Origin of the sequence: Fundidesulfovibrio putealis DSM 16056, from assembly GCF_000429325.1 — a bacterium.
GTDB classification, from domain to species: Bacteria; Desulfobacterota; Desulfovibrionia; order Desulfovibrionales; family Desulfovibrionaceae; genus Fundidesulfovibrio; species Fundidesulfovibrio putealis.
Window position 1 is genome coordinate 79,348 of record NZ_AUBQ01000006.1, and the last position, 18,298, is coordinate 97,645.

General features: G+C 66.2%; 16 protein-coding genes. 5 read left to right on the top strand and 11 right to left on the bottom strand.

Annotated features, from left to right (window positions below):
• Positions 1-115 precede the first annotated feature (115 nt).
• From G453_RS0107670 to G453_RS0107695, 6 genes are all read right to left on the bottom strand, one after another.
• The gene (locus tag G453_RS0107670) at positions 116-3,103 is read right to left on the bottom strand and encodes an AIR synthase-related protein (RefSeq protein ID WP_027190583.1); all 2,988 of its coding nucleotides are present in this window, start codon (positions 3,101-3,103) and stop codon (positions 116-118) included.
• A 182-nt stretch (positions 3,104-3,285) separates the two neighbouring features.
• On the bottom strand, positions 3,286-5,787 hold the full coding sequence (locus G453_RS0107675) for an HDOD domain-containing protein (protein WP_027190584.1): 2,502 nt from the start codon (positions 5,785-5,787) through the stop codon (positions 3,286-3,288).
• A gap of 15 nt (positions 5,788-5,802) precedes the next feature.
• Positions 5,803-6,771: a polyprenyl synthetase family protein gene (locus G453_RS0107680; RefSeq protein ID WP_027190585.1), complete on the bottom strand. Its 969-nt coding sequence runs from the start codon at positions 6,769-6,771 to the stop codon at positions 5,803-5,805.
• A 20-nt stretch (positions 6,772-6,791) separates the two neighbouring features.
• Positions 6,792-7,550 (bottom strand): futalosine hydrolase, encoded by a 759-nt coding sequence (mqnB, locus tag G453_RS0107685; protein WP_027190586.1) that lies wholly within the window; start codon positions 7,548-7,550, stop codon positions 6,792-6,794.
• Positions 7,551-7,578: 28 nt separating this feature from the next.
• Complete coding sequence (locus G453_RS29005) at positions 7,579-7,701, bottom strand: hypothetical protein (RefSeq protein ID WP_268870768.1); 123 nt, start codon at positions 7,699-7,701, stop codon at positions 7,579-7,581.
• A gap of 103 nt (positions 7,702-7,804) precedes the next feature.
• Positions 7,805-9,118, bottom strand: a complete 1,314-nt coding sequence (locus G453_RS0107695) for a nucleotide sugar dehydrogenase (protein ID WP_027190587.1) — start codon at positions 9,116-9,118, stop codon at positions 7,805-7,807.
• Positions 9,119-9,201: 83 nt separating this feature from the next.
• Between G453_RS0107695 and G453_RS0107700 the strand changes: the two genes are divergently transcribed.
• Entirely contained in the window at positions 9,202-9,453 is a 252-nt protein-coding gene (locus G453_RS0107700) for a DUF2065 domain-containing protein (RefSeq protein WP_235731718.1), read from the top strand.
• A 69-nt stretch (positions 9,454-9,522) separates the two neighbouring features.
• Here the strand turns inward: G453_RS0107700 and G453_RS0107705 are convergent, their stop codons facing one another.
• The 4 genes from G453_RS0107705 to G453_RS0107720 all read right to left on the bottom strand — a co-directional run bounded on the left by G453_RS0107705 (position 9,523) and on the right by G453_RS0107720 (position 12,484).
• Positions 9,523-10,233, bottom strand: a complete 711-nt coding sequence (locus G453_RS0107705) for a ubiquinone/menaquinone biosynthesis methyltransferase (protein ID WP_027190589.1) — start codon at positions 10,231-10,233, stop codon at positions 9,523-9,525.
• Between the two features lie 3 nt (positions 10,234-10,236).
• A complete protein-coding gene (locus G453_RS27835) occupies positions 10,237-10,440 on the bottom strand; it encodes a hypothetical protein (protein ID WP_043645001.1) in 204 nt (67 codons plus the stop codon).
• 212 nt (positions 10,441-10,652) lie between these two features.
• On the bottom strand, positions 10,653-11,204 hold the full coding sequence (locus tag G453_RS0107715; protein WP_027190590.1) for an acetate uptake transporter: 552 nt from the start codon (positions 11,202-11,204) through the stop codon (positions 10,653-10,655).
• 161 nt (positions 11,205-11,365) lie between these two features.
• Complete coding sequence (locus tag G453_RS0107720) at positions 11,366-12,484, bottom strand: DUF362 domain-containing protein (RefSeq protein ID WP_027190591.1); 1,119 nt, start codon at positions 12,482-12,484, stop codon at positions 11,366-11,368.
• 134 nt (positions 12,485-12,618) lie between these two features.
• Between G453_RS0107720 and G453_RS0107725 the strand changes: the two genes are divergently transcribed.
• The 3 genes from G453_RS0107725 to G453_RS0107735 are packed head-to-tail and all read left to right on the top strand — an operon-like array spanning position 12,619 to position 16,891.
• Positions 12,619-13,095: a hypothetical protein gene (locus G453_RS0107725; RefSeq protein ID WP_027190592.1), complete on the top strand. Its 477-nt coding sequence runs from the start codon at positions 12,619-12,621 to the stop codon at positions 13,093-13,095.
• A gap of 34 nt (positions 13,096-13,129) precedes the next feature.
• On the top strand, positions 13,130-15,682 hold the full coding sequence (locus G453_RS0107730) for an ABC transporter permease (RefSeq protein ID WP_027190593.1): 2,553 nt from the start codon (positions 13,130-13,132) through the stop codon (positions 15,680-15,682).
• A gap of 33 nt (positions 15,683-15,715) precedes the next feature.
• The gene (locus G453_RS0107735) at positions 15,716-16,891 is read left to right on the top strand and encodes a class II aldolase/adducin family protein (protein ID WP_027190594.1); all 1,176 of its coding nucleotides are present in this window, start codon (positions 15,716-15,718) and stop codon (positions 16,889-16,891) included.
• Here the strand turns inward: G453_RS0107735 and G453_RS0107740 are convergent.
• Positions 16,888-17,667, bottom strand: a complete 780-nt coding sequence (locus G453_RS0107740; RefSeq protein ID WP_027190595.1) for an RNA methyltransferase — start codon at positions 17,665-17,667, stop codon at positions 16,888-16,890. The genes G453_RS0107735 and G453_RS0107740 overlap by 4 nt on opposite strands.
• Positions 17,668-17,754: 87 nt before the next feature.
• Here G453_RS0107740 and G453_RS22960 point away from each other — a divergent pair, with 87 nt between their 5' ends.
• Positions 17,755-18,285, top strand: coding sequence for a shikimate kinase (locus G453_RS22960; protein ID WP_043645005.1), 531 nt, complete (start codon positions 17,755-17,757; stop codon positions 18,283-18,285).
• Positions 18,286-18,298 lie beyond the last annotated feature (13 nt).

The following is an 18,298-nucleotide window of genomic DNA, read 5'->3' on the forward strand; positions in this document are numbered from 1 at the left end:
GGGAGCAACGTGTCGCGAAACGAAAGAGCGTTGCCGAGGCGTCTTGCGCGAAGCGCCAAATGAAAAACGGCGGGAGCAAGGGCTCCCGCCGTCCGTGGTTCGATGTCGTTTCCCGTTACCAGTCGAGCGTTGCCTTGAAGGCGTCGGCCAGCGTTTCCACGTCTTCGCTCAGGACGGCCTCTCCGCCGCATGTCACAACCAGCTTGCCGCTGTCGGTAACGCGCCCGATGGGGGCCATCCACTGCCCGGCAAAGACCTTCTCGAAGCTGGGCACGTTGCCGGAGGGCACGCTCACCACGAAGCGCGAGTGGCTCTCCGAGTAGAGTGTCTCCAGGGGCGAGACGCAGTCGGAGCTTACGGGCACGCGGGAGAGGTCCACCTCCGCGCCGAGCCTGCCGCCCACGCACATCTCGGCCAGGGCCACGGCCAGTCCGCCGTCGGAGCAGTCGTGGCAGGCGTTCAGCAGCTTGCCCTGTGCGGCCTTGCGCACGCTCTGGTAGCGCTTCCTGGCGGACAGCGCGTCCACCTGGGGCACGGCGGCGCTGACGAAACCGAGCTCGTCGGCCAGCTCTGAGCCGCCCAGTTCCGGGCGGGTCAGGCCCAGCACGTAGATCACGTCCCCTGCCTGCTTGAAGTCGGAGGTCATGGCCTGGGAGGCGTCGGGGATCACGGACATGGCCGTGAAGAGCACCGTGGGCGGGATGGAGATCTTCTCACCGCCGCCGGTGTAGTCGTTCTTCATGGAGTCCTTGCCGGAGACGCAGGGCACGCCGTAGGCGTGGCAGAAGTGGGCCAGGGCCTGGTTGGCGCGCACCAGCTGGGCCAGCTTGTACTTGCCGTCCGGGGTCTTTTCGGACTGGACCGGGTCGCACCAGCAGAAGTTGTCCACGCCCGCCATGTGGGCCAGGTCTCCGCCGGCGGCCACGGCGTTGCGCACGGCCTCGTCGATGGCCCCGGCCATCATCCAGTAAGCGTCCAGGTCGGAGTATTTGGGGCAGATGCCGTGGGAGAGCACCAGGGCCTCCTTGCGCCCGAGCACCGGGCGCATCACGGCGGCGTCGGCCGGGCCGTCGCGCTCCACGCCCACCAGGGGCTTGACCACGCTCGCGCCCTTCACCTCATGGTCGTACTGGCGGATCATGTACTCCTTGGAGCAGATGTTCAGCCTGCCCAGCATGCGCCTGAGCAGTCCGCCATGATCCACGGACGCCGGGGCCGGGGTCTCCTTGACGGCGGGGCGCTCCCAGACGGCGTCCAGCACCATGCGCGGGGTTCCCTCGTGCAGAAAATCCATGTCCAGCAGAGCCACGGGCTTGTCGCCGTAGGTGACCGCGAAAATGCCCGTGTCGGTGAACGTGCCGAGCGCAGTGGCTTCCACGTCCATTTCGGCGGCCAATGCCAGGAAGCGTTCGATCTGGTCCGGCCCCACGGCCACGGTCATGCGCTCCTGCGCCTCGGACAGCAGGATCTCCCAGGGGCGCAGGCCGTCGTACTTGAGCGGGGCCTTGGACAGGTCCAGAAGCGCGCCGCCGGAGTCGCCCGCCATCTCGCCAACAGACGAGGACAGGCCGCCAGCGCCGTTGTCGGTGATGGCGTGGTACAGGCCCATGTCGCGGGCGCGCATGAGGAAATCGTACATCTTGCGCTGGGTGATGGGGTCGCCGATCTGCACCGCCGTGGCCGGGGAGCCCTCGTGCAGTTCCTCGGACGAGAAGGTCGCGCCGTGGATGCCGTCCTTGCCGATGCGTCCGCCGGTCATGACGATGATGTCGCCGGGCAGGGCGCGCTTGTCCTGGCTGGGCTTGCCGTTAACCAGGGCGGGCATGATGCCCACGGTGCCGCAAAACACCAGGGGCTTGCCCAGAAAGCGTTCGTGGAACACCACCGAGCCGTTCACCGTGGGGATGCCGGACTTGTTGCCGCCGTGCTCCACGCCCTCGCGCACGCCTTCCATCACCCGGCGGGGGTGCAAAAGGCGCGGGGGCAGGGGCTGGTCGTAGAAGGGCGAGGCGAAGCAGAACACGTCGGTGTTGCACAAAAGGTTCGCGCCCATTCCGGTGCCCATGGGGTCGCGGTTGACGCCGACGATGCCGGTCAGGGCTCCGCCGTAGGGGTCCAGGGCGGAGGGAGAGTTGTGGGTCTCCACCTTGACGCACAGGTGGTGGTCGTCGGTGAAGCGGATCACGCCCGCGTTGTCCTTGAACACGGACAGGCAGATGTCGGACGCGCCCATGTTCCTGCGGATGGTCGATGTGGAGCCCTGCACGTAGGTCTTGTAGAGGCTCTTGATGGATTCTTTCCGGCCCGTCTCGGTGTTCTCGTACTCGATGTCGGCGGCGAAGATCTTGTGCTTGCAGTGCTCGGACCAGGTCTGGGCCAGCACTTCGAGTTCGGCGTCGGTGGGGTGCGCGCCCAGCCCGGCGGCCTTGCGAGCCGCTGTGACTTCGGGGCGGGCGTAGTGGGCGCGGATGGCCTGCATTTCTTCCAGCGAGAGCGCCAGCACGTTCTCGCGCGAGAAGGCCATGAGCTCCTCGTCGGACATGGCGGACAGGTCGATGGCCGCCACCTCGTCCAGGGACTGGCCCGTGACCTGGGCGGCCTTGGCCTCGAAGCCGGGCTTTTCGGCCCACTCGGCGGCGGACTTTATCTCGAAGCGCTGGATCAGCTCGTTGCACAGGTGGTCGCGGGCGATGTGCTCCACGGTCTCGCGCGAGAGCTGGCCGCGCAGGGCGTACTGGCTGGAGGCGTATACGGCCAGGGACTTGGCCTGCTGGCGGCTGAGGCCCAGCACCAGGGCCAGGGTCTCGCGCGCGGTGCGGCCCTCGTTGTCGGTGACGCCGGGGCGCAGGCCCACCTCCACGATCCAGTCGAAGCCCGAGGCCAGCGGCGTAAGCGACGCAACGTGGGAGACGGGGTCGTGCAGGGCAGCTGCTTCGACAACTTTTTCCAGGTCCTGCCTGGAGAGACCGGCCACGGTGTAGGTCTTGACTACGGACGCGTCGTCCACGGGCACTCCCAGTTCGTGGGTGATGCGCATGGCGGCGCGGCGGCCGGGAACGTCAGGAAGGTTGGACTTGGGAGCTACTTCAACCCGAAAAAGCATGGCGGATGTCCTCGCGGAGAGTGTTCTGATTTTGCGGCCTGTGCCGGTGCGCCTATGCGCGCGGCAGGCCGGTCATGACGCGCCCCGGAGCGTCTTTGGGCTACCGGGGCGAAACTTGGTCCGTTCATTCGCAGTGAATTTCAGGGCGGCGCGGCCAGCTTCCGCCTGCCCGAAGGGAGCCGTCAGGAAGCGTTCTCCTCCGGAGCCCAGAGGTTGCGGCGTCCGCCCTGGTTCTTGGCGTTGTAGGACGCCTTGTCCGCGCGCCTAAGCAGCGACGAGGGGGATTCGTCCGTACCCAGCATGGCCATGCCGCAGCTCATCCCCAGGGTGCCCTCGAAGTGCTCCTCGATGGCCGAGCCGATGCGCTTGGCCAGATTCTCCAACTGGGGAGGCTCGATCTCTGTGACCACCACGGCGAACTCGTCCCCGCCGTAGCGGCAGGGGTAGTCCATGCCCACGCGCAGCCTGGATTTTATGATGCGCGACACCGTGCGCAGGGCGTCGTCGCCTGCCTGGTGCCCCTGGCTGTCGTTTATGGCCTTGAAGCGGTCCAGGTCGAAGAACAGGATGCCCATGCGCCGTCCCGTGCGTTTGGAGCGCTGGGCTTCCCGGTCCAGGATCACGTGGAACTGGTAGTGGTTCAAAAGCCCGGTCAGGCCGTCGAACAGGGCCAGGCGTTTGAGCTTCTCCTCAAGGCGGCGCACCACGGTTATGTCTCGGCCCACCACCAGCCACTGGCGCTGCGAGCCGGGGCTCTTGGGCAGCGGCGAGAAGACCAGCTCCAGGGTGTGCCCCAGGTCCTCGCCCACGGAGAGGACGGTCTCCACCGGACCGGGAGCGCCCGAGAGCATGTCCGGACCCCAGCCCCCCTGGTGGCTGGACACGGGCTTGGCCGCCTGGAACAGGTTCTTCTCCAGAAGCTGTGAGACGCGGGGGGAGGCAAAGGTGATGCGCCCGGTGTGGTCGATGGTGAACACGGCGTCTCGCATGGAGCGCACCAGTTTCTCCAAAAATTCCCCTTGCTTGAGAGCCTTGAACTCCCAGCCGGAAACCAGGCTTACGTCTTCGAGGAAGAGAAGGATCTCGTCGCGGCCCTGCCACAGGCGCTTTTCGGCCGCCAGATAGACGCAGGCGTCGCGGTCATGGTGCTCGCCCTGCCAGAGGCAGAAGATCTTGTGCAGCGACGTGCTGGCCGGGTCGGACAGGAAGCCTTCCCACTGGGAGTCGCGGGAGAAGTCCTTGCCTTCGCCGAGCGCGGTCCAGAGGTCCTTGCCCCGGCTGTTCTCCGGGAGGTTCAGGAAGGTCCGCAAGCGCTGGTTGATCTCAAGGATCGCGCCCTTGGGCGAGAGCCTGGCCACGCCCACGGGCAGTTGGTCCAGGGTATGGGCTTTCAGCTCCAGCACGGTCTGGCGCAGGGCGAAATGCTCGTAGCTCTGGCTGAAGAAGCGCATGTAGAGGGCAACCTGCCGGATTGTCTCCTCGGTGAGACCCTTGCGCGACAGGCGCAATTCACCCATGACGCGCCCCTCGGCGGTGACGGCGTACGAGAGCGCCTTTGAGGTGTTCCAGGGCAGCGATTCGTAGCCGTTCTGGGCTTTGGCGTGAACGATGCCCCCCTCCGGCGTGCAGGAGAAGAGGTCCCAGTCGTGGTATTCGGGGACGCCCAGGGCCAGCTCCCAGCTCTCCAGCCCCCATTCCCAGCGCAGGTGGCGCGCCGCCACATTGGCGACGTCGACCTTGCTTCCGGCGGCCTGGGATATTTCCGAGGCCAGGAAGTGGTACTCCTGCATGAGCTTCACGGTGTGCTGGTAATAGCGTTCGTCGGGGGCGGATTCGGCGATGCCCAGGGTGGTCAGCACCGACTGGAACCGCTGCGTGCATTTGGTGAGCAGGGCGTCCATGGCCTCGGAGTCCAGCTCCAGGCGGCGCTTGAGCGCGGCCCGGAACAGGATGACCGCCGTGGGGTTGGCGGCGGAGGCCAGCTCCATCTCGGACCAGCGCGTGGCGAGGATGATGGCCTGGGTCAGGGGATCGTAGCTGTCGACCGAGTCGAAATCGTGGTGGTTCTCTATGCAGGCCGGGTTGGGGACCGGGATGCTCAGGTCCTCCAGCAGCTCGGAGGTGAGCTGGCAGTGATCTGTGCGCCAGAGGTCGCGCTCCTCTTCGATCTGGCCGGGGACGTAGGCGGTGATCACCGGGCCGTGGCTCGCGCCCTGGAACCTGTCGGGGTCGGAGCAGATGAGCAAGAGGAGCGAGATGTCCTTTAAAAGCGCTGTGAGGTAGGCCTGGTCGGCCATCTCGGGGCAAAGCTTCTCGGCCAGGAGTTCGGCGGCGATGGCCGACCAGATGGTGAGGCGCCAGTTGGCGAAGAAGTCGATGCCGCGCTTCTTGAAGGCATCGTTCAGGTGCTTCTGGTAGGTGATGGACAGGGCGATCTTGAGTATCTCGCGGGTGCCCAGGATGGTGGCGGCCCGCTTCAGGTCCGTCACTTTCTGGGCGGAGCCGTAATAGGGCGAGTTGGCCAGGGTGAGCACCGTGGCCGTGAGCACCGGGTCCATGCCCAGAGTCCTGGCGAGGACCTCGAAGTCGGGGCTGGGCTTGACCGCCTCCTCCAAGAGCTGAAGCATCACCGGCGGGAAGGTGATCTTCATGCACTGGCGAAGGGAGGCGATAAGTGTGGTCATAGGCGGATGTCCGGGTTACTTGTCCCGTTTGGCCATGCCCTCCAGGGCCGCGAGCAACAGCTCTGTCTCTTCGCTGTCCGGGAAACCGTCCAGGCTTTGTCTGGCCTTGTCCAGGTAGGAGGACGCCATGGCCCTGGTTCTGTCTGCGAAACCGCCGGAGGCAACGGCTGTTAGTGCCGCTTCCAATTCTACCTCTGGAACTGTGTTCTCTTTGAAGGCTTTTGTAAACCCTTCGCGTGCAGCAGGAGAGAGGCTTTCCAGATAGAATATGAGCGGCAGGGTGAGCTTGCCTTCCCGGATGTCGGAGCCCTTGGGCTTGCCCGACACTTCCTTGGGCGAGGTGTAGTCCAGGGCGTCGTCCACCAGTTGGAAGGCCACGCCCAGGTTCATGCCGTAATCGGCGGCGGCGTCCTGGAGCGCAGCGGGGGCCTCGGCCAGCAGTGCTCCGGCCCGGCAGGCGGACTGGATCAGGCAGGCGGTCTTGCCGATGATGATGTCCAGGTAGCCGTCCATGGTCAGGTCCACGTCGCGGATGCGGGCTATTTCCTCGATCTCGCCGCTGGCGGTGCGCAGGATGGCGTCGGACAGGCAGGCGGTCAGGGAGGGCTTTCCGTAGGCGGCCACCATGGTGTTGGCCAGGGCCAGCAGCACGTCTCCGGCCAGGATGGTGTACGTGGCGCCGAAAAGCGTGTGCGCGGCGGGCTGGCCGCGCCGAAGCTCCGCGCCGTCCAGGATGTCGTCGTGGAGCAGGGTGGCCGAATGCAAAAGCTCCAGGGAACATGCCAGGGGGTAGACGTCGTTTGCCCGGTAGCCCAGGGCGCGCGCGCACAGGATGGTCAGCAGGGGGCGCAGACGCTTGCCGCCCGCCTTGAGCACGTGCTGCGCCGTGGGCAGCACGTACGGATTGAGCTGCGAGACGTGGCTGCGAAGACATTCCTCTATCAGGGGAAGCTCACGGGACATGTACGAGGCGAATTTAAGCATCATGATATGGTCTTGTCGGGTTATCCCCGGTTTGTCTGGGGCGTCCGCGCCGGGAAAAGCCCGGCCAGCGCGCTCCCAAGGCCCTCCAGGGCCTGCTTGAGCTTCCAATTGGTCCGGTCGCGCTCTCCAACCCGGTTGGAGATGGTCCGGACTTCCAGAAAAGGCGTCTGGCGTGTGCGGCAGGCCAGCGCCAGGGCGAAACCTTCCATGCTCTCGGTGAGCGCTCCGTGCCGTTCGGCCATGGCCCGCGCCCGCTCGAAGGAGCCGGTGACGCCCGCCACGGTCAGGGCCGCACCCCGCCGTACCGTATCGGGCAAGACGAGCCCGAGCTCTGCGGCGTCGTCGTCCGGGGCCAGCTCCAGGGACTGGAGCACCCGCCCGGCTGCGTCCTCCCACTGGGGGAAGGGAAAGCCCGACGCGTCGGCGGGTTCTTCCCCCGAGACGACGCCGTATTCGGGAAACCCCTCCCGGCTGGCCGCGACCACCGACTCCAGCGGCGCGGCAGTCAGATCGAAACTGCCTGCCAGCCCCAGGTTCAGCACGCCGGAAATGTCGTATCGCCCAAGAACAGCGCCCATTTCAAGCGCCGCGTTCACCGGGCCCACGCCCGTGACCACCAGGAGCGCGTCGCGCCCGAAAATATCCGCAACGGCAGCGCCCCGCTCCGGGACCGCGTATCCGGCTGCGCCAGCCGATATCCCGGCCAAAGCCGCACGCATCTCGACCGCCGTGGCCGTCACCAGCGCCAGGAGCCGTTTGGGAGCCGGGTGACTGGTCATGCTCGGCGTTTCCTGTCAAAGCGCCGGGTCAGATCTTTCTGACCACGGCCACGAATTTCCCCAGGCCGATGTCTCGCAACTCGATGATTTCCGATTTGCGGTGCTGCGACACCAGCTCCAGCTTGCGTTTCTGTTGCGGGCATATCTCCACCTCGATCAGCCCGCCGCTCTCCAGGGCCTTGAGAAGCGAACTCGCTTCCAGAAAGCCCTTTCAGCAGTCGCCCGAGCAGTCGAGGCGGGGAATAGGGTCCACGCTACAGCCTCCAGTAGTCCAGTCCGCCCTCGGTCAGGGCCTTTCTGTCCAGGGTGCCACGGATGTCCATGACCAGCCCGCCCCGGGGGGCGGCGAAGCGCTTTGCGAGGTCCCCGGCGGGTGTCGCTTTGTAGGACTGATGCCCCACGGCCACGATGAGCGCCTCGAGATTCGTGAACTCCTCCAGGGGCGAGAGCGTCAGGCCGTATTCGTGCATGGCCTCTTCCGGGTCGGCCATTGGATCGTGCACCAGCACGCGCACGCCGTACTCCTCGAGCTCGCGGATCACGTCCACCACCTTGGTGTTGCGAAGGTCCGGGACGTTCTCCTTGAAGGTGAGGCCCCACACACCCACGGTGGCCCCGCTGACTGGCCGCTTGGCCGCGATCAGGCGCTTGATGCACACTTCGGCCACGTGCTTGCCCATGGAGTCGTTGATGCGCCTGCCTGCCAGGATCACCTGCGGGTGCAGGCCCAGGCCCTCGGCCAGAAAAGTCAGGTAATAGGGGTCCACGCCGATGCAGTGGCCGCCCACCAGGCCGGGCCGGAAGGGCAGGAAGTTCCATTTGGACCCGGCGGCCTCCAGCACCTCCAGGGTGTCGATGCCGACTTTCTCGCAGATGAGGGCCAGCTCGTTCATGAGGGCGATGTTCAGGTCGCGCTGGGTGTTCTCGATGATCTTCGCGGCCTCGGCCACCTTGATGGAGCTGGCCCGGTGCACCCCGGCCCGAACCACCGTGCCGTAGACCTGGCAGAGCAGTTCGCGCACCTCGTCGGTCTGTCCGGCCACCACCTTGACGATGGTTTCCAGGGTGTTGACCTTGTCGCCGGGGTTGATGCGCTCGGGGGAGTAGCCGATGAAGAAGTCCTGTCCGCCCTTGAGCCCGGAGTGCTCCTCCAGGAGCGGCAGGCAGATTTCCTCGGTCAGGCCGGGATAGACGGTGGACTCGAACACCACCACGCTGCCCTTGGCGAGGTTCTTGCCCACGGTGACGGATGCGGAGCGCACCGGGTGCAGGTCAGGGCTGCGGTGGGAGTCGATGGGGGTGGGCACCGCCACGATGACCACGCCGCACTGCGCGATGCGGGCCGGATCACAGGTATATTCAATGGGATTGGCGACCAGGGCGGCGTTGTCCACCTCGCCCGTGTCGTCGAAGCCCTGGCGCAGGCGATCGATGCGCCGCGCGGAAATATCGAAGCCGACAACGGCGAAATGTCTGGCGAGAGCAACGGCCAGCGGCAGGCCCACATACCCCAGGCCGACAATCGCGATGGATGTCTTGCGGGAGTTCAGTTCCTCGAACGTGACCATTCTGTATCTCCATTCTGGTATCAGGGGAGAAGCGTCATTACAGGACTTTCCCCCCGGCATCAAGCCGACCTGGGCGGGCGGACATGCCCTGCGGGCTGGACAGAACGACGCCCTGGGTCTACTTTCTTCGGATGAACATCGACTTCAAACTTCTTGCCATGGCCATCGGGCTCGCCCTGGTAATCGAGGGCATGCCTTATTTTCTCTTTGCGGAAAAGATGCCCAAGGTTCTTCGCACCCTTTCAGCCATGCCGCCGCGCTCCCTGCGCCTGATAGGCATGGCCTCCATGGCCGTGGGGGTCACCCTGGTCTGGATCATGCGCCGGTCAGGCTAGGCTTTCGCCGCGCCGTTCCCGCCTTCCCGAATCCCTGAGTTCCGCAAACGCCGCCCAGGTCCGGGCGACTTACGTCTTTTTCACGCCCACGTGGATCACCACGATCCCGAAGGCCAGCTTTTCCCAGCTCACCTCAGCGAATCCCGAGGCGCGCATCTCAGCCGCCAGGGCGTCCGCGTCCGGAAATTCCCGTATGGTGTCGGCCAGATAGCGGTACGCGCCGTCGTCCGAGGAGAATACCTTTCCGATCACAGGCAGCAGCCGGTCCAGATAAAAATTGTAGATGCCGCCAAGAATCCGCTGTTTTCCCGATCCGAACTCCAGGATGCACAAGCGCCCGCCGGGCTTTAGCACACGCAAGAGCTCCGCGTAAGCCTCGCTGCGGGGGCGGATGTTGCGGATGCCGAACGCGATGGAGGCCGCCTCGAAGCGTTCGTCCGCGAAGGGCAGCGCCCTGCCGTCGGCCTGCACCGGGTCGATTGATTTCACGCCGCGCCGCGCGAGCTTCTTCGTGCCCTCGACCAGCATGGGCAGGCAGAAGTCGGCCGCAGTGACGCGGCATTTGGGGTGGCGTCCGGCCGCTTCCAGGGAGACGTCCATGGTCCCGGCGGCCAGGTCCAGCAGGCGGCTTGGGCGGTCCTTGGGCAGGGCCAGGTGGTCCACCAGGCGTCTGCGCCACAGAATGTCCAGCCCCAGGCTCAGGAAATGATTCAGGAAGTCGTACCAGCCCGCGATGCGGCCGAACATGGAGGCCACGCGCTGGCCGTGATCGGAACTCATGGGCTAGTCCGCGTCCTGCGAGGTCTGCGGCGAGGCTCCGGAGGGAGCGCCGGGGTAGGGCGTGTGGTCGGAGATGGTGCGCAGCACTTCCAGGTAGATCCTGGAAAAATGGTCGGTGAAGTTCGACGGCGAGATGCGCCCGGTCTCCACGAACTTGACCACGATCTCTTTGGCCACCTGAAGCGCCTGGGCTTGTATCTTGTCCACGAGTGTCTCCGCGGGATGTGTGTGAAAAAACCGCCCGGCGGGGAAATGGCCTTTGACCACCAAAGGACAAACCGGGCGGAAAAGAGAAATACCTTGAAGCACTCCCCTTTTTTTCTCTTCCTACCACGGAGGCCAATGGGAGTCGAGGGGCCGGGAGGCGGCAAGCCTCCCGGCCCCTCGATTGGGGCGGTATCTGCTCGAAGTTGGGCGGACTAATAGGGGAGGATCTTGCGGCCCCGGGCCTCTTCCAGCACCTCGGCCATGCCCAGGTAGAAGGCGGAAGCGCCGCACACGATGCCTTCCCAGCCCGCGATGGTGCCGATCAGCTCGGACCCTGTCCAGTCGCGTATGGCCAGCAGGAAGAAGAGCACGGTCAGGGAGCCGAAGATGAACTTGAGCACCGGGCCCTTGTTCAGCGTCCCGATGAACATGAACAAGGTGAACACGCCCCACACGCACAGGTACCAGCCCATGTAGGCGTGCTCGGTGGCGGTGGTGATGCCCATCTTGGGGGCCACGATCAGAAACACCAGGGTCAGCCAGAACATGCCGTAGCTGGTGAAGGCCACGTAGGCGAAGGTGTTGCCCTTCTTGTATTCCAGGATGCCCGCGATCACCTGGGCGATGCCGCCGTAGAATATGCCCATGGCCAGGATCATGGCGCTGATGGGAAAGAAACCGGCGTTGTGGATGTTCAGGAGGATGGTGGTCATGCCGAAGCCGAGCAGGCCTACGGGGGCCGGGTTGGCCGTCTTCTGGTCCATTGGGAGGAAACTCCTTCGATGTCTTGGGTGGGTTGTGATGGCCGTCGCGTTCCTCATGGCTGGCTGAGAAACGTCGGACAGACCCCGCCTGGGCGAGGCGGGGCCGGTCATGTTCCTGTCTGGATGTGGTCTCGCGGATGCCGGGAGGGCGTCCTGAGACCTCAGATTTCTACAAGTTCGTAGCGCTGCGACCCCAGGCCGATCTCTTCCGCGTAGGAGAGTTGAAGGTCGCCCAGGGTGTGTTTCCAGAGCCCCAGGAACTTGTGTTCGCCCGGGCCGTGGTTGGCCGCGAGTTGCGAACCCGGCAAGCCGGACTGCTGATTCACCAGATCAAGGCATGCTTTGTCAATGGCAACCGGATCAAAAGAGGCGAGTATCCCGATATCGGGCACGATGGGCGCGTCCGACCAGGGCACGCAGTCGCAGTCCGGGGTGATGTTCACCAGGAAGTTGAAATAGCCCACCTTGCCCTGGCAGCCCTTCACCGCGCCCAGGGCGTACTCCACCATCTTCTCGGTGAACGGGCCGAGCTGCGTGGCCCAGTCCATGGAGATGGCCTTGGAGGCGCACACGGTCATGCATTCGCCGCAGCCGATGCAGGTGGATTTGTCGATCGTGGCCTTCTTCTCCGCAAAGCTGATGGCGTTCTCAGGGCAGACCTTCAGGCATTCGGCGCAGCCGATGCAGGCGCTCTGCTTCACTTCGAAGCGGGGCGAGTGCTGGTCGCGCTTGCCAGCCGGGGGGGAGCAGCCCATGGCCAGGTTTTTGACCGCGCCGCCGAAACCGGCCATCTCGTGGCCTTTGAAGTGGCTCACCGCGATCATGGCGTCGGCGTCCAGGATGGCCGAGGCGATCTTCACAGACGCAAAATGTTTGCACCCGATCTCCACCTCGCGCCAGTCGTTGCCGCGCAGTCCGTCGGCGATGATCACCGGCGCTCCGGCGGTGTCCGGGCCGAAACCGTGCAGAGAGGCGGTGCGCAGGTGGTCCACGGCGTTGTGGCGGGAGCCGGAGTACAGGGTGGCGGTATCGGTGAGGAACGGGGCCGCGCCGTGTTTCTTCAGGCGGTCCACCACGGCCCGGATGAGCACGGGGCTGACGAAGGTGTCGTTGCCAAGCTCCCCGAAGTGGACCTTGATGGCGGTCAGGGCGTTCTTGGCGGCCAGGGATTTGAATCCGGCCTGATCGAAGAGCTTGGCGATGCGGGCCAGTTTGTTCTCTTTGGGACCCCTGGCGCGCAGGTTGGCGAAATAGACTTTGCTTGGTGTGGCTTGGGGCATGGCAGGCTCCTTGAGGGCGTTCAATGTGACAGCCATTTTGGGCTTCCGAAGGCGCGAGGTCAAGCCGGGCGTTGACTTCCCACGGGAACCGTGCTGATGGGATGCCCTGGTATTCACATGTTATCGGAGTACAAATGAACACACGGACGGTTCTTCTCGTTGTCGCATGTCTGCTCGCAGTTTCTGCCCTGATTCCGGAAGGGGCCAAGGCCCAGGCCGGAACGCAGTACGCCCAGTACGGGCCGTATCCTCCCCCAGGCCCCTATTATCCCGACGAAAGGGAGCGTTGGCGCGAGGAGCGCAGGCGCGAAGAGGAATACAGGCGCGAGGAGCGCAGGCGTCTGCGCGAGGAGCAAAAGCGCGAGCGCGCCTACCAGCAGTGGTATGACGACGAATGGCGCAGGCACAACCAGCGCTATTTCGGCGGGAATTCCATGGCCCCCTATGCCGGCGAGAGCTACGAAGCCTACTCCCGCCGGGTACAGGCCCAGTGCAACATTTTGTGGGACCGCTGCGCCAGATACTGCAATACCATCCGCAACGCCAACCAGCGCGCCGCCTGCGTGGCCAACTGCAACAACGAACTGAACGAATGCAACTCCAGGTACTAAAGGCCTTCGTGCGTATCGGGCCGCGAGGCGGAGCGTGAGCCTGCGCCTGCCCCTGGCCCTTCGTCTGGCCCGGCGCGAGATGCGCGCCAGCGTGCGCGGCCTGTGCACCTTCCTGGCCTGCCTGGCGCTTGGCGTTGCAGCCATCGCCTCGGTGGGGTCTTTGTCCGAGGCCTTCAGGACGGCGGTGACCGACGAGGCCGCCTCCCTCATGGGGGGCGACCTGGAGATCAGCCTGAGCCACAGGCCGCTGAATCCGGGCGAGCTCAAGGTCCTGGAGGGCGCGGGTCGGGTCTCGCGCGTTCTGGAGATGCGGGCCATGGTCTTCAATGACGGCGTCGCTGGCGGCAAGCGCGCCCTGGCGTCGCTCAAGGCCGTGGACGGGGCCTATCCGCTGCTGGGGACCGCGCTGGTCGGCTCTGCCATGCCTGCCGGCCAGAATCTGGCGCAGCTTTTGGCCGAGCAGGGCGGCCTGTTCGGCGCGGTGGTGCACCCCGACCTGCTCTTGCGCATCGGGGCCTCGGTGGGGGACCGCATCGGCGTGGGCGATGGGGAGTTCCAGATTCGCGGCGTGCTGACCCAGGAGCCGGACCGGGCCATGCGTCTTCTGGCCTTCGGGCCGCGCATCCTGGTGTCCGACGCGGGCATGGAGCGCACCGGCCTTGCCCGCCCCGGCAGCATGGCCCGCTACGAGTACCGCTTGGCCCTTCCTGCCGGAGCCGACCCCGAGGCTGCGTCCGGCGCGATGAAGGAAGGGCTCACGGACCCCGGCATCCGGGTGCGCACCGCCGGGGAGGCCGCGCCCACCATCCGCGACGGCTTCCAGCGCCTGGCCGGGCTCATGGCCCTGGTTGGCCTCTCGGCGCTGCTTCTCGGCGGACTTGGCGTGTCTGAGGGCGTGGCCGCCTACCTGGAATCCAAGACCCGCACCATCGCCACCTTCAAGGCCCTGGGCGCGCCAGCCTCCGAGGTGTTCTGGATATTCTTCCTGCAGGTGATGTTTCTGGCGGGCCTGGGCATCGCGCTTGGGCTTGCTGTTGGCGCTATGGCCGGGTATCTGGCCGCGCCTGCGCTTTCCAGCGTGCTGCCAGTTGCGCCAAAGGCCGGGCTCTACCCCAGGGCGCTCCTGCTGGCCGGGCTGTTTGGCCTGCTGAACGCGCTGGTGTTCGCCATCCCGCCGCTGTCGTCTCGCACGCGGGTGTCGCCTCTTTCGCTCTTCCGGGGATACGCGGTCCCGGCCAAGGACCGCACCGGGCGCGTGGCCCTGGCCGTCTGCGGCGTCTTCGGGCTGTGCATGGCCTGGCTGGTGCTGGCCACCGCCCCGGACGCCCGCCTGGGCTGGGGCTTTTTGGGCTCGGCTGCGGCCTGCGCCGTGGCCTTCTGGCTTCTGGCCAAGCTGCTCAAGGGCGTGGCCCGGCTGATCCCCAAGCCCGCCGACCCGCGCCTCTCCCTGGCGCTGCGCGGCCTGTACCGGCCCGGCAACCCCACGGGCTCTGTGATGGCCTGCCTGGGCCTGGGGCTCACGGTGCTGGCTGCCGTTTCGTTGTCCGACGCCAATTTTCAGGACGCCATGCGCGAGCAACTGCCCGCCCATGCCCCGTCATTCTTCTTCCTGGACGTGCAGCCCTACCAGATGGACGAGTTCAAGGCCATCCTGGGCTCCATCGACGGCGTTACCCGCGTGGAGACGGCCCCGTCGCTGCGCGGTCGCGTGGTCACGGTGAAGGGCGTGCCCGTGGAGCAGCTGGTGGTGCCGGAGAACGTGTCCTGGGTGGTGCGCGGCGATCGCAGCCTGAGCTACGCCCGCGAGATGCCCGAGTCCACGCAGCTGACCGCCGGTAAATGGTGGAGCCCGGACTATTCCGGCCCGCCGCTGGTATCCCTGGACGCCGAGGCCGCCAAGGGCCTGGGGCTTGCCGTGGGCGACACCATCACCGTGAGCGTCCTTGGGCGCGAGGTGGAGCTGACCGTGGCCAGCCTGCGGCGCATCAACTGGCTGTCCTTGTCGCTGAACCACGCCCTGGTGCTCTCGCCGGGCGTCATCGACAACGAGCCCATGAGCTTCCTGGCCACCGCCTACGTGGACCCGGCCCGCCCCGACGCCTTCAACCAGGTGTACGACCGGGTGAGCGGGCGCTTCGGCAACGTGAGCATCCAGCGCGTGGACGAGGCCCTGGCCGACGTGGGCCGACTGGCCGCGCAGATCGCCCTGGCCGTGCGGGCCAGCGCCGTGGTCACGCTGGTGGCGGGCCTTCTTGTGCTGGCGCAGAGCCTGCGCGCGGCCATGGCCCGGCGGGTGTACGAGACGGTGATCTTCAAGGTCTGCGGAGCCAGCCGCCGCGACATCATGGCCATCATGCTCTGCGAGCACGGGCTGGCCGGGCTGTCCGCAGGCGTCGCGGCACTGGTGCTGGGAGCCGGGCTGTCCTGGTTCTTCGTGACTCGCTACATGCAGGTGGAGTGGAGCTTCTTCGCCGCGCCGGTGCTGTTCACCCTGGGGGCGGCCATCGCGCTGACCATGGTCATGGCCCTGGCGGGCATGTGGCGCATGCTGTCCAGCAAGGCTTGGCCGTATCTTCGAAACGAGTAGGCGCGCTGCCCAGCGCGCCGGAGAATAGGATTCATGATCAGACTTCTGGACAAGTACGCCCGCAAGCTCGAAGCGGCGAGGCTCACTGCGCCCGGAGCGCCGCTTTTGGCCGGACTGGACGACGCGCTGGTCTTCAACCGCGAGGCCCCGGAGAATCCGGTGCTGACCGGCGTGTTCGAGCGCATGAGCATAAACTCGCTGCTGTTTCTGCCCCTGGCCGAACCCTACGCCACCATCGTGGATTTTTTGGCTGCGCGCGCCGCCGAAAGCGGCGGGGCGGTCATGCCCAGCGACTGCGAGACGCGCACCTTCCTGCATGACCTGCCCGTGGTGGCCGGGTTCACCCCGGAGGCCATCGCCTCGGCCCTCAGGCGCCGCAAAAGCGTGATCGTGCCCGGAAAAGGCGTGGTGGCCCACGGCACGGTGAGTCCGGAGCAGGCCTTCGTCAGCGCCAGTTCCGTGTGCTTCGCCTGTTTCGTCAAGTTCTTCGCGGATTACCTGTCCATGCTGCGCCGGGGCGTGAGCGACCCCGCCTACAAGGCTGCCTTCGAAAAGGCCAGGCAGCATCTGGCCCCCATGCGCCGCGACCAGCCGGACCTCATGTCCGGGCCGTTCACCGAGCGCGCGGAGATCGAGCGGGCCATGGCCCAGGCGGGCAAGGCCACCGTGGATTACGGGCTGGTGGATTCGTTTTTCGGCAACATCTCGTATTGCCCCGGCGACATGCTGAGCATCAGCCAGACCGGCTCGTCCCTGGACGAACTGGCCGACTGCATCGACCCCTGCCCGCTGGACGGCTCGTCCTGCTCGGGGCTGACAGCCTCAAGCGAGCTGATGGCCCACCAGGGCGTGGTGCTGAAAGCCGGGGCGCGGGCCATCCTGCACGGGCACCCGCGCTTCGCCGTGATCATGTCCATGGACTGCGAGAAGCTCGACTGCGACAAGCTTGGCCGCTGCCACGTGGATTGCACGACCCCGCGCTTCATCGAGGACGTGCCCGTGGTGCCGGGCGAGGTGGGCACGGGGCCCAAGGGGCTGGTGAACACGCTGCCCCCGGCCATGGTCGGCAGGCGCGGGGTGATCGTGTACGGGCACGGCCTGTTCGCCGTGGGGCAGGACGACTTTCGCGAGCCCTTCGCCACGCTTCTGGATGTGGAGAACTTCTGCCGCGAGGAGTATTTCCGGCGGGTGGCGCAGTTCGGGGGCTAATCCGTCTCAGGTTTGTCGGGCGCGGCGATCTTCTTGCCGCCCTGGCCCACGGCCCACTTCACCTGCCTGCACACGCCCATGAGCAGGTTGAACTCGCTGCGGTTAAGCCGCACGCGCTCCACGAAGCCGCGCACCGGGAGCATCCAGTAGTCCGGGTTGTCGTCCTTCAGGAAATCGATGGCGGTCAGCGTCTGTCGCAGGTTGGCGAACAGGGCCTCGCGCTCGCTGTGGTTGGCCGCGCGCGATTCGGGCAGCGGGCCGGAATACTCGCGCCCCTCGGGCTTGGCCTGGGCGGCCTTCATGAACTCGTACAGAAGGATGAGCACGGCCTGGGACAGGTTGAGCGAGGTGGCCTCGTCCGAGGTGGGGATGTTGATGAGCCTGCCGCAGACCTTGGTCTCGTCGTTGGTCAGGCCCTTGTCTTCGGGGCCGAACAGCAGCGCGGCCCTGCCCCCGGCGCGGATGGCCTCCATGCCCCTGGCCGCCGCCGTCTCGGGCGAGAGGAGCCCCTTGCGCCAGCCGCCCACTCGGGCCGTGGTGCCATAGACCGTCTCGTAGGGGGCCAGCGCCTGGGCCAGATCGTCCACCACCAGCATGTTCGCCAGGATGTCCGAGCCCTTGGCCGTGGCCAGGGCTCGCGCGCGGCCCAGATCGAAGTCCTGCGGGCTCACCAGGATGAGCGTCGAACAGCCCATGTTGGCCATGGCCCGGGCCGTGGAACCGACGTTCTCGGAAAATTTGGGCCGAAACAGCACGACCGCAAGATTCGTAAGCATTGCTCCCCTCCGTGGGCCGGGCGTGTATCGCCTGACGGCTTGGCTTGCAAGGCCGGTGGTGGTAGGTGATGCGCCTCGGAGGAACCCATGGCCGTTTCAAAAGACAAGAATATCTACCTGATAGGCCCCCGCGCCAGCGGCAAGACCACCCTCGGACGCATGCTGGCCGCGGAACTCGAACGCCCCTTCCTGGACCTGGACGAGGAATTCCTCCAATCCACCGGGCGCACCATCGCCGAAGTGGTGGAGACCGAAGGATGGGAGAGCTTCCGCGACCTGGAGACCTCCGTGCTGGCCTCCATTGCCGGAACACCGGGCCATGTGGTGGCCACGGGCGGCGGCGTGGTGCTCAAGGCCCGCAACCGCGAGCTTCTGGTCGAAGGCGTGGTGATTTATCTCCAGACCGATCCGGAGAAGGTGGTGGCCCGCCTGATGGAAGAACTCCTGCCCGAGCAGCGCCCCGCGCTCACGGACCTCGCCCTGGAAGACGAGGTGCGCAAGACCGTGGAGGAGCGCGACCCCTATTATCTGGCCTGCGCCCACCTGGTTGCCCCGGACCTGCCCCTGGAAGAGCTGGCCGAGCGCATCACGGAAGAACTCCTGGAGTGGCCTGAGTAGTCCCCGGCCACTC

Bases quoted from the DNA above. Each gene is read 5' to 3' on its own strand.
- G453_RS0107670 (WP_027190583.1), bottom strand. From the start codon at position 3,103: ATGCTTTTTCGGGTTGAAGTAGCTCCCAAGTCCAACCTTCCTGACGTT.
- G453_RS0107675 (WP_027190584.1), bottom strand. From the start codon at position 5,787: ATGACCACACTTATCGCCTCCCTTCGCCAGTGCATGAAGATCACCTTC.
- G453_RS0107705 (WP_027190589.1), bottom strand. From the start codon at position 10,233: ATGAGTTCCGATCACGGCCAGCGCGTGGCCTCCATGTTCGGCCGCATC.
- G453_RS0107740 (WP_027190595.1), bottom strand. From the start codon at position 17,667: ATGCTTACGAATCTTGCGGTCGTGCTGTTTCGGCCCAAATTTTCCGAG.
- G453_RS0107695 (WP_027190587.1), bottom strand. From the start codon at position 9,118: ATGGTCACGTTCGAGGAACTGAACTCCCGCAAGACATCCATCGCGATT.
- G453_RS0107680 (WP_027190585.1), bottom strand. From the start codon at position 6,771: ATGCTTAAATTCGCCTCGTACATGTCCCGTGAGCTTCCCCTGATAGAG.
- G453_RS0107725 (WP_027190592.1), top strand. From the start codon at position 12,619: ATGAACACACGGACGGTTCTTCTCGTTGTCGCATGTCTGCTCGCAGTT.
- G453_RS22960 (WP_043645005.1), top strand. From the start codon at position 17,755: ATGGCCGTTTCAAAAGACAAGAATATCTACCTGATAGGCCCCCGCGCC.
- mqnB (WP_027190586.1), bottom strand. From the start codon at position 7,550: ATGACCAGTCACCCGGCTCCCAAACGGCTCCTGGCGCTGGTGACGGCC.
- G453_RS0107700 (WP_235731718.1), top strand. From the start codon at position 9,202: ATGCCCTGCGGGCTGGACAGAACGACGCCCTGGGTCTACTTTCTTCGG.
- G453_RS0107720 (WP_027190591.1), bottom strand. From the start codon at position 12,484: ATGCCCCAAGCCACACCAAGCAAAGTCTATTTCGCCAACCTGCGCGCC.
- G453_RS0107735 (WP_027190594.1), top strand. From the start codon at position 15,716: ATGATCAGACTTCTGGACAAGTACGCCCGCAAGCTCGAAGCGGCGAGG.
- G453_RS0107715 (WP_027190590.1), bottom strand. From the start codon at position 11,204: ATGGACCAGAAGACGGCCAACCCGGCCCCCGTAGGCCTGCTCGGCTTC.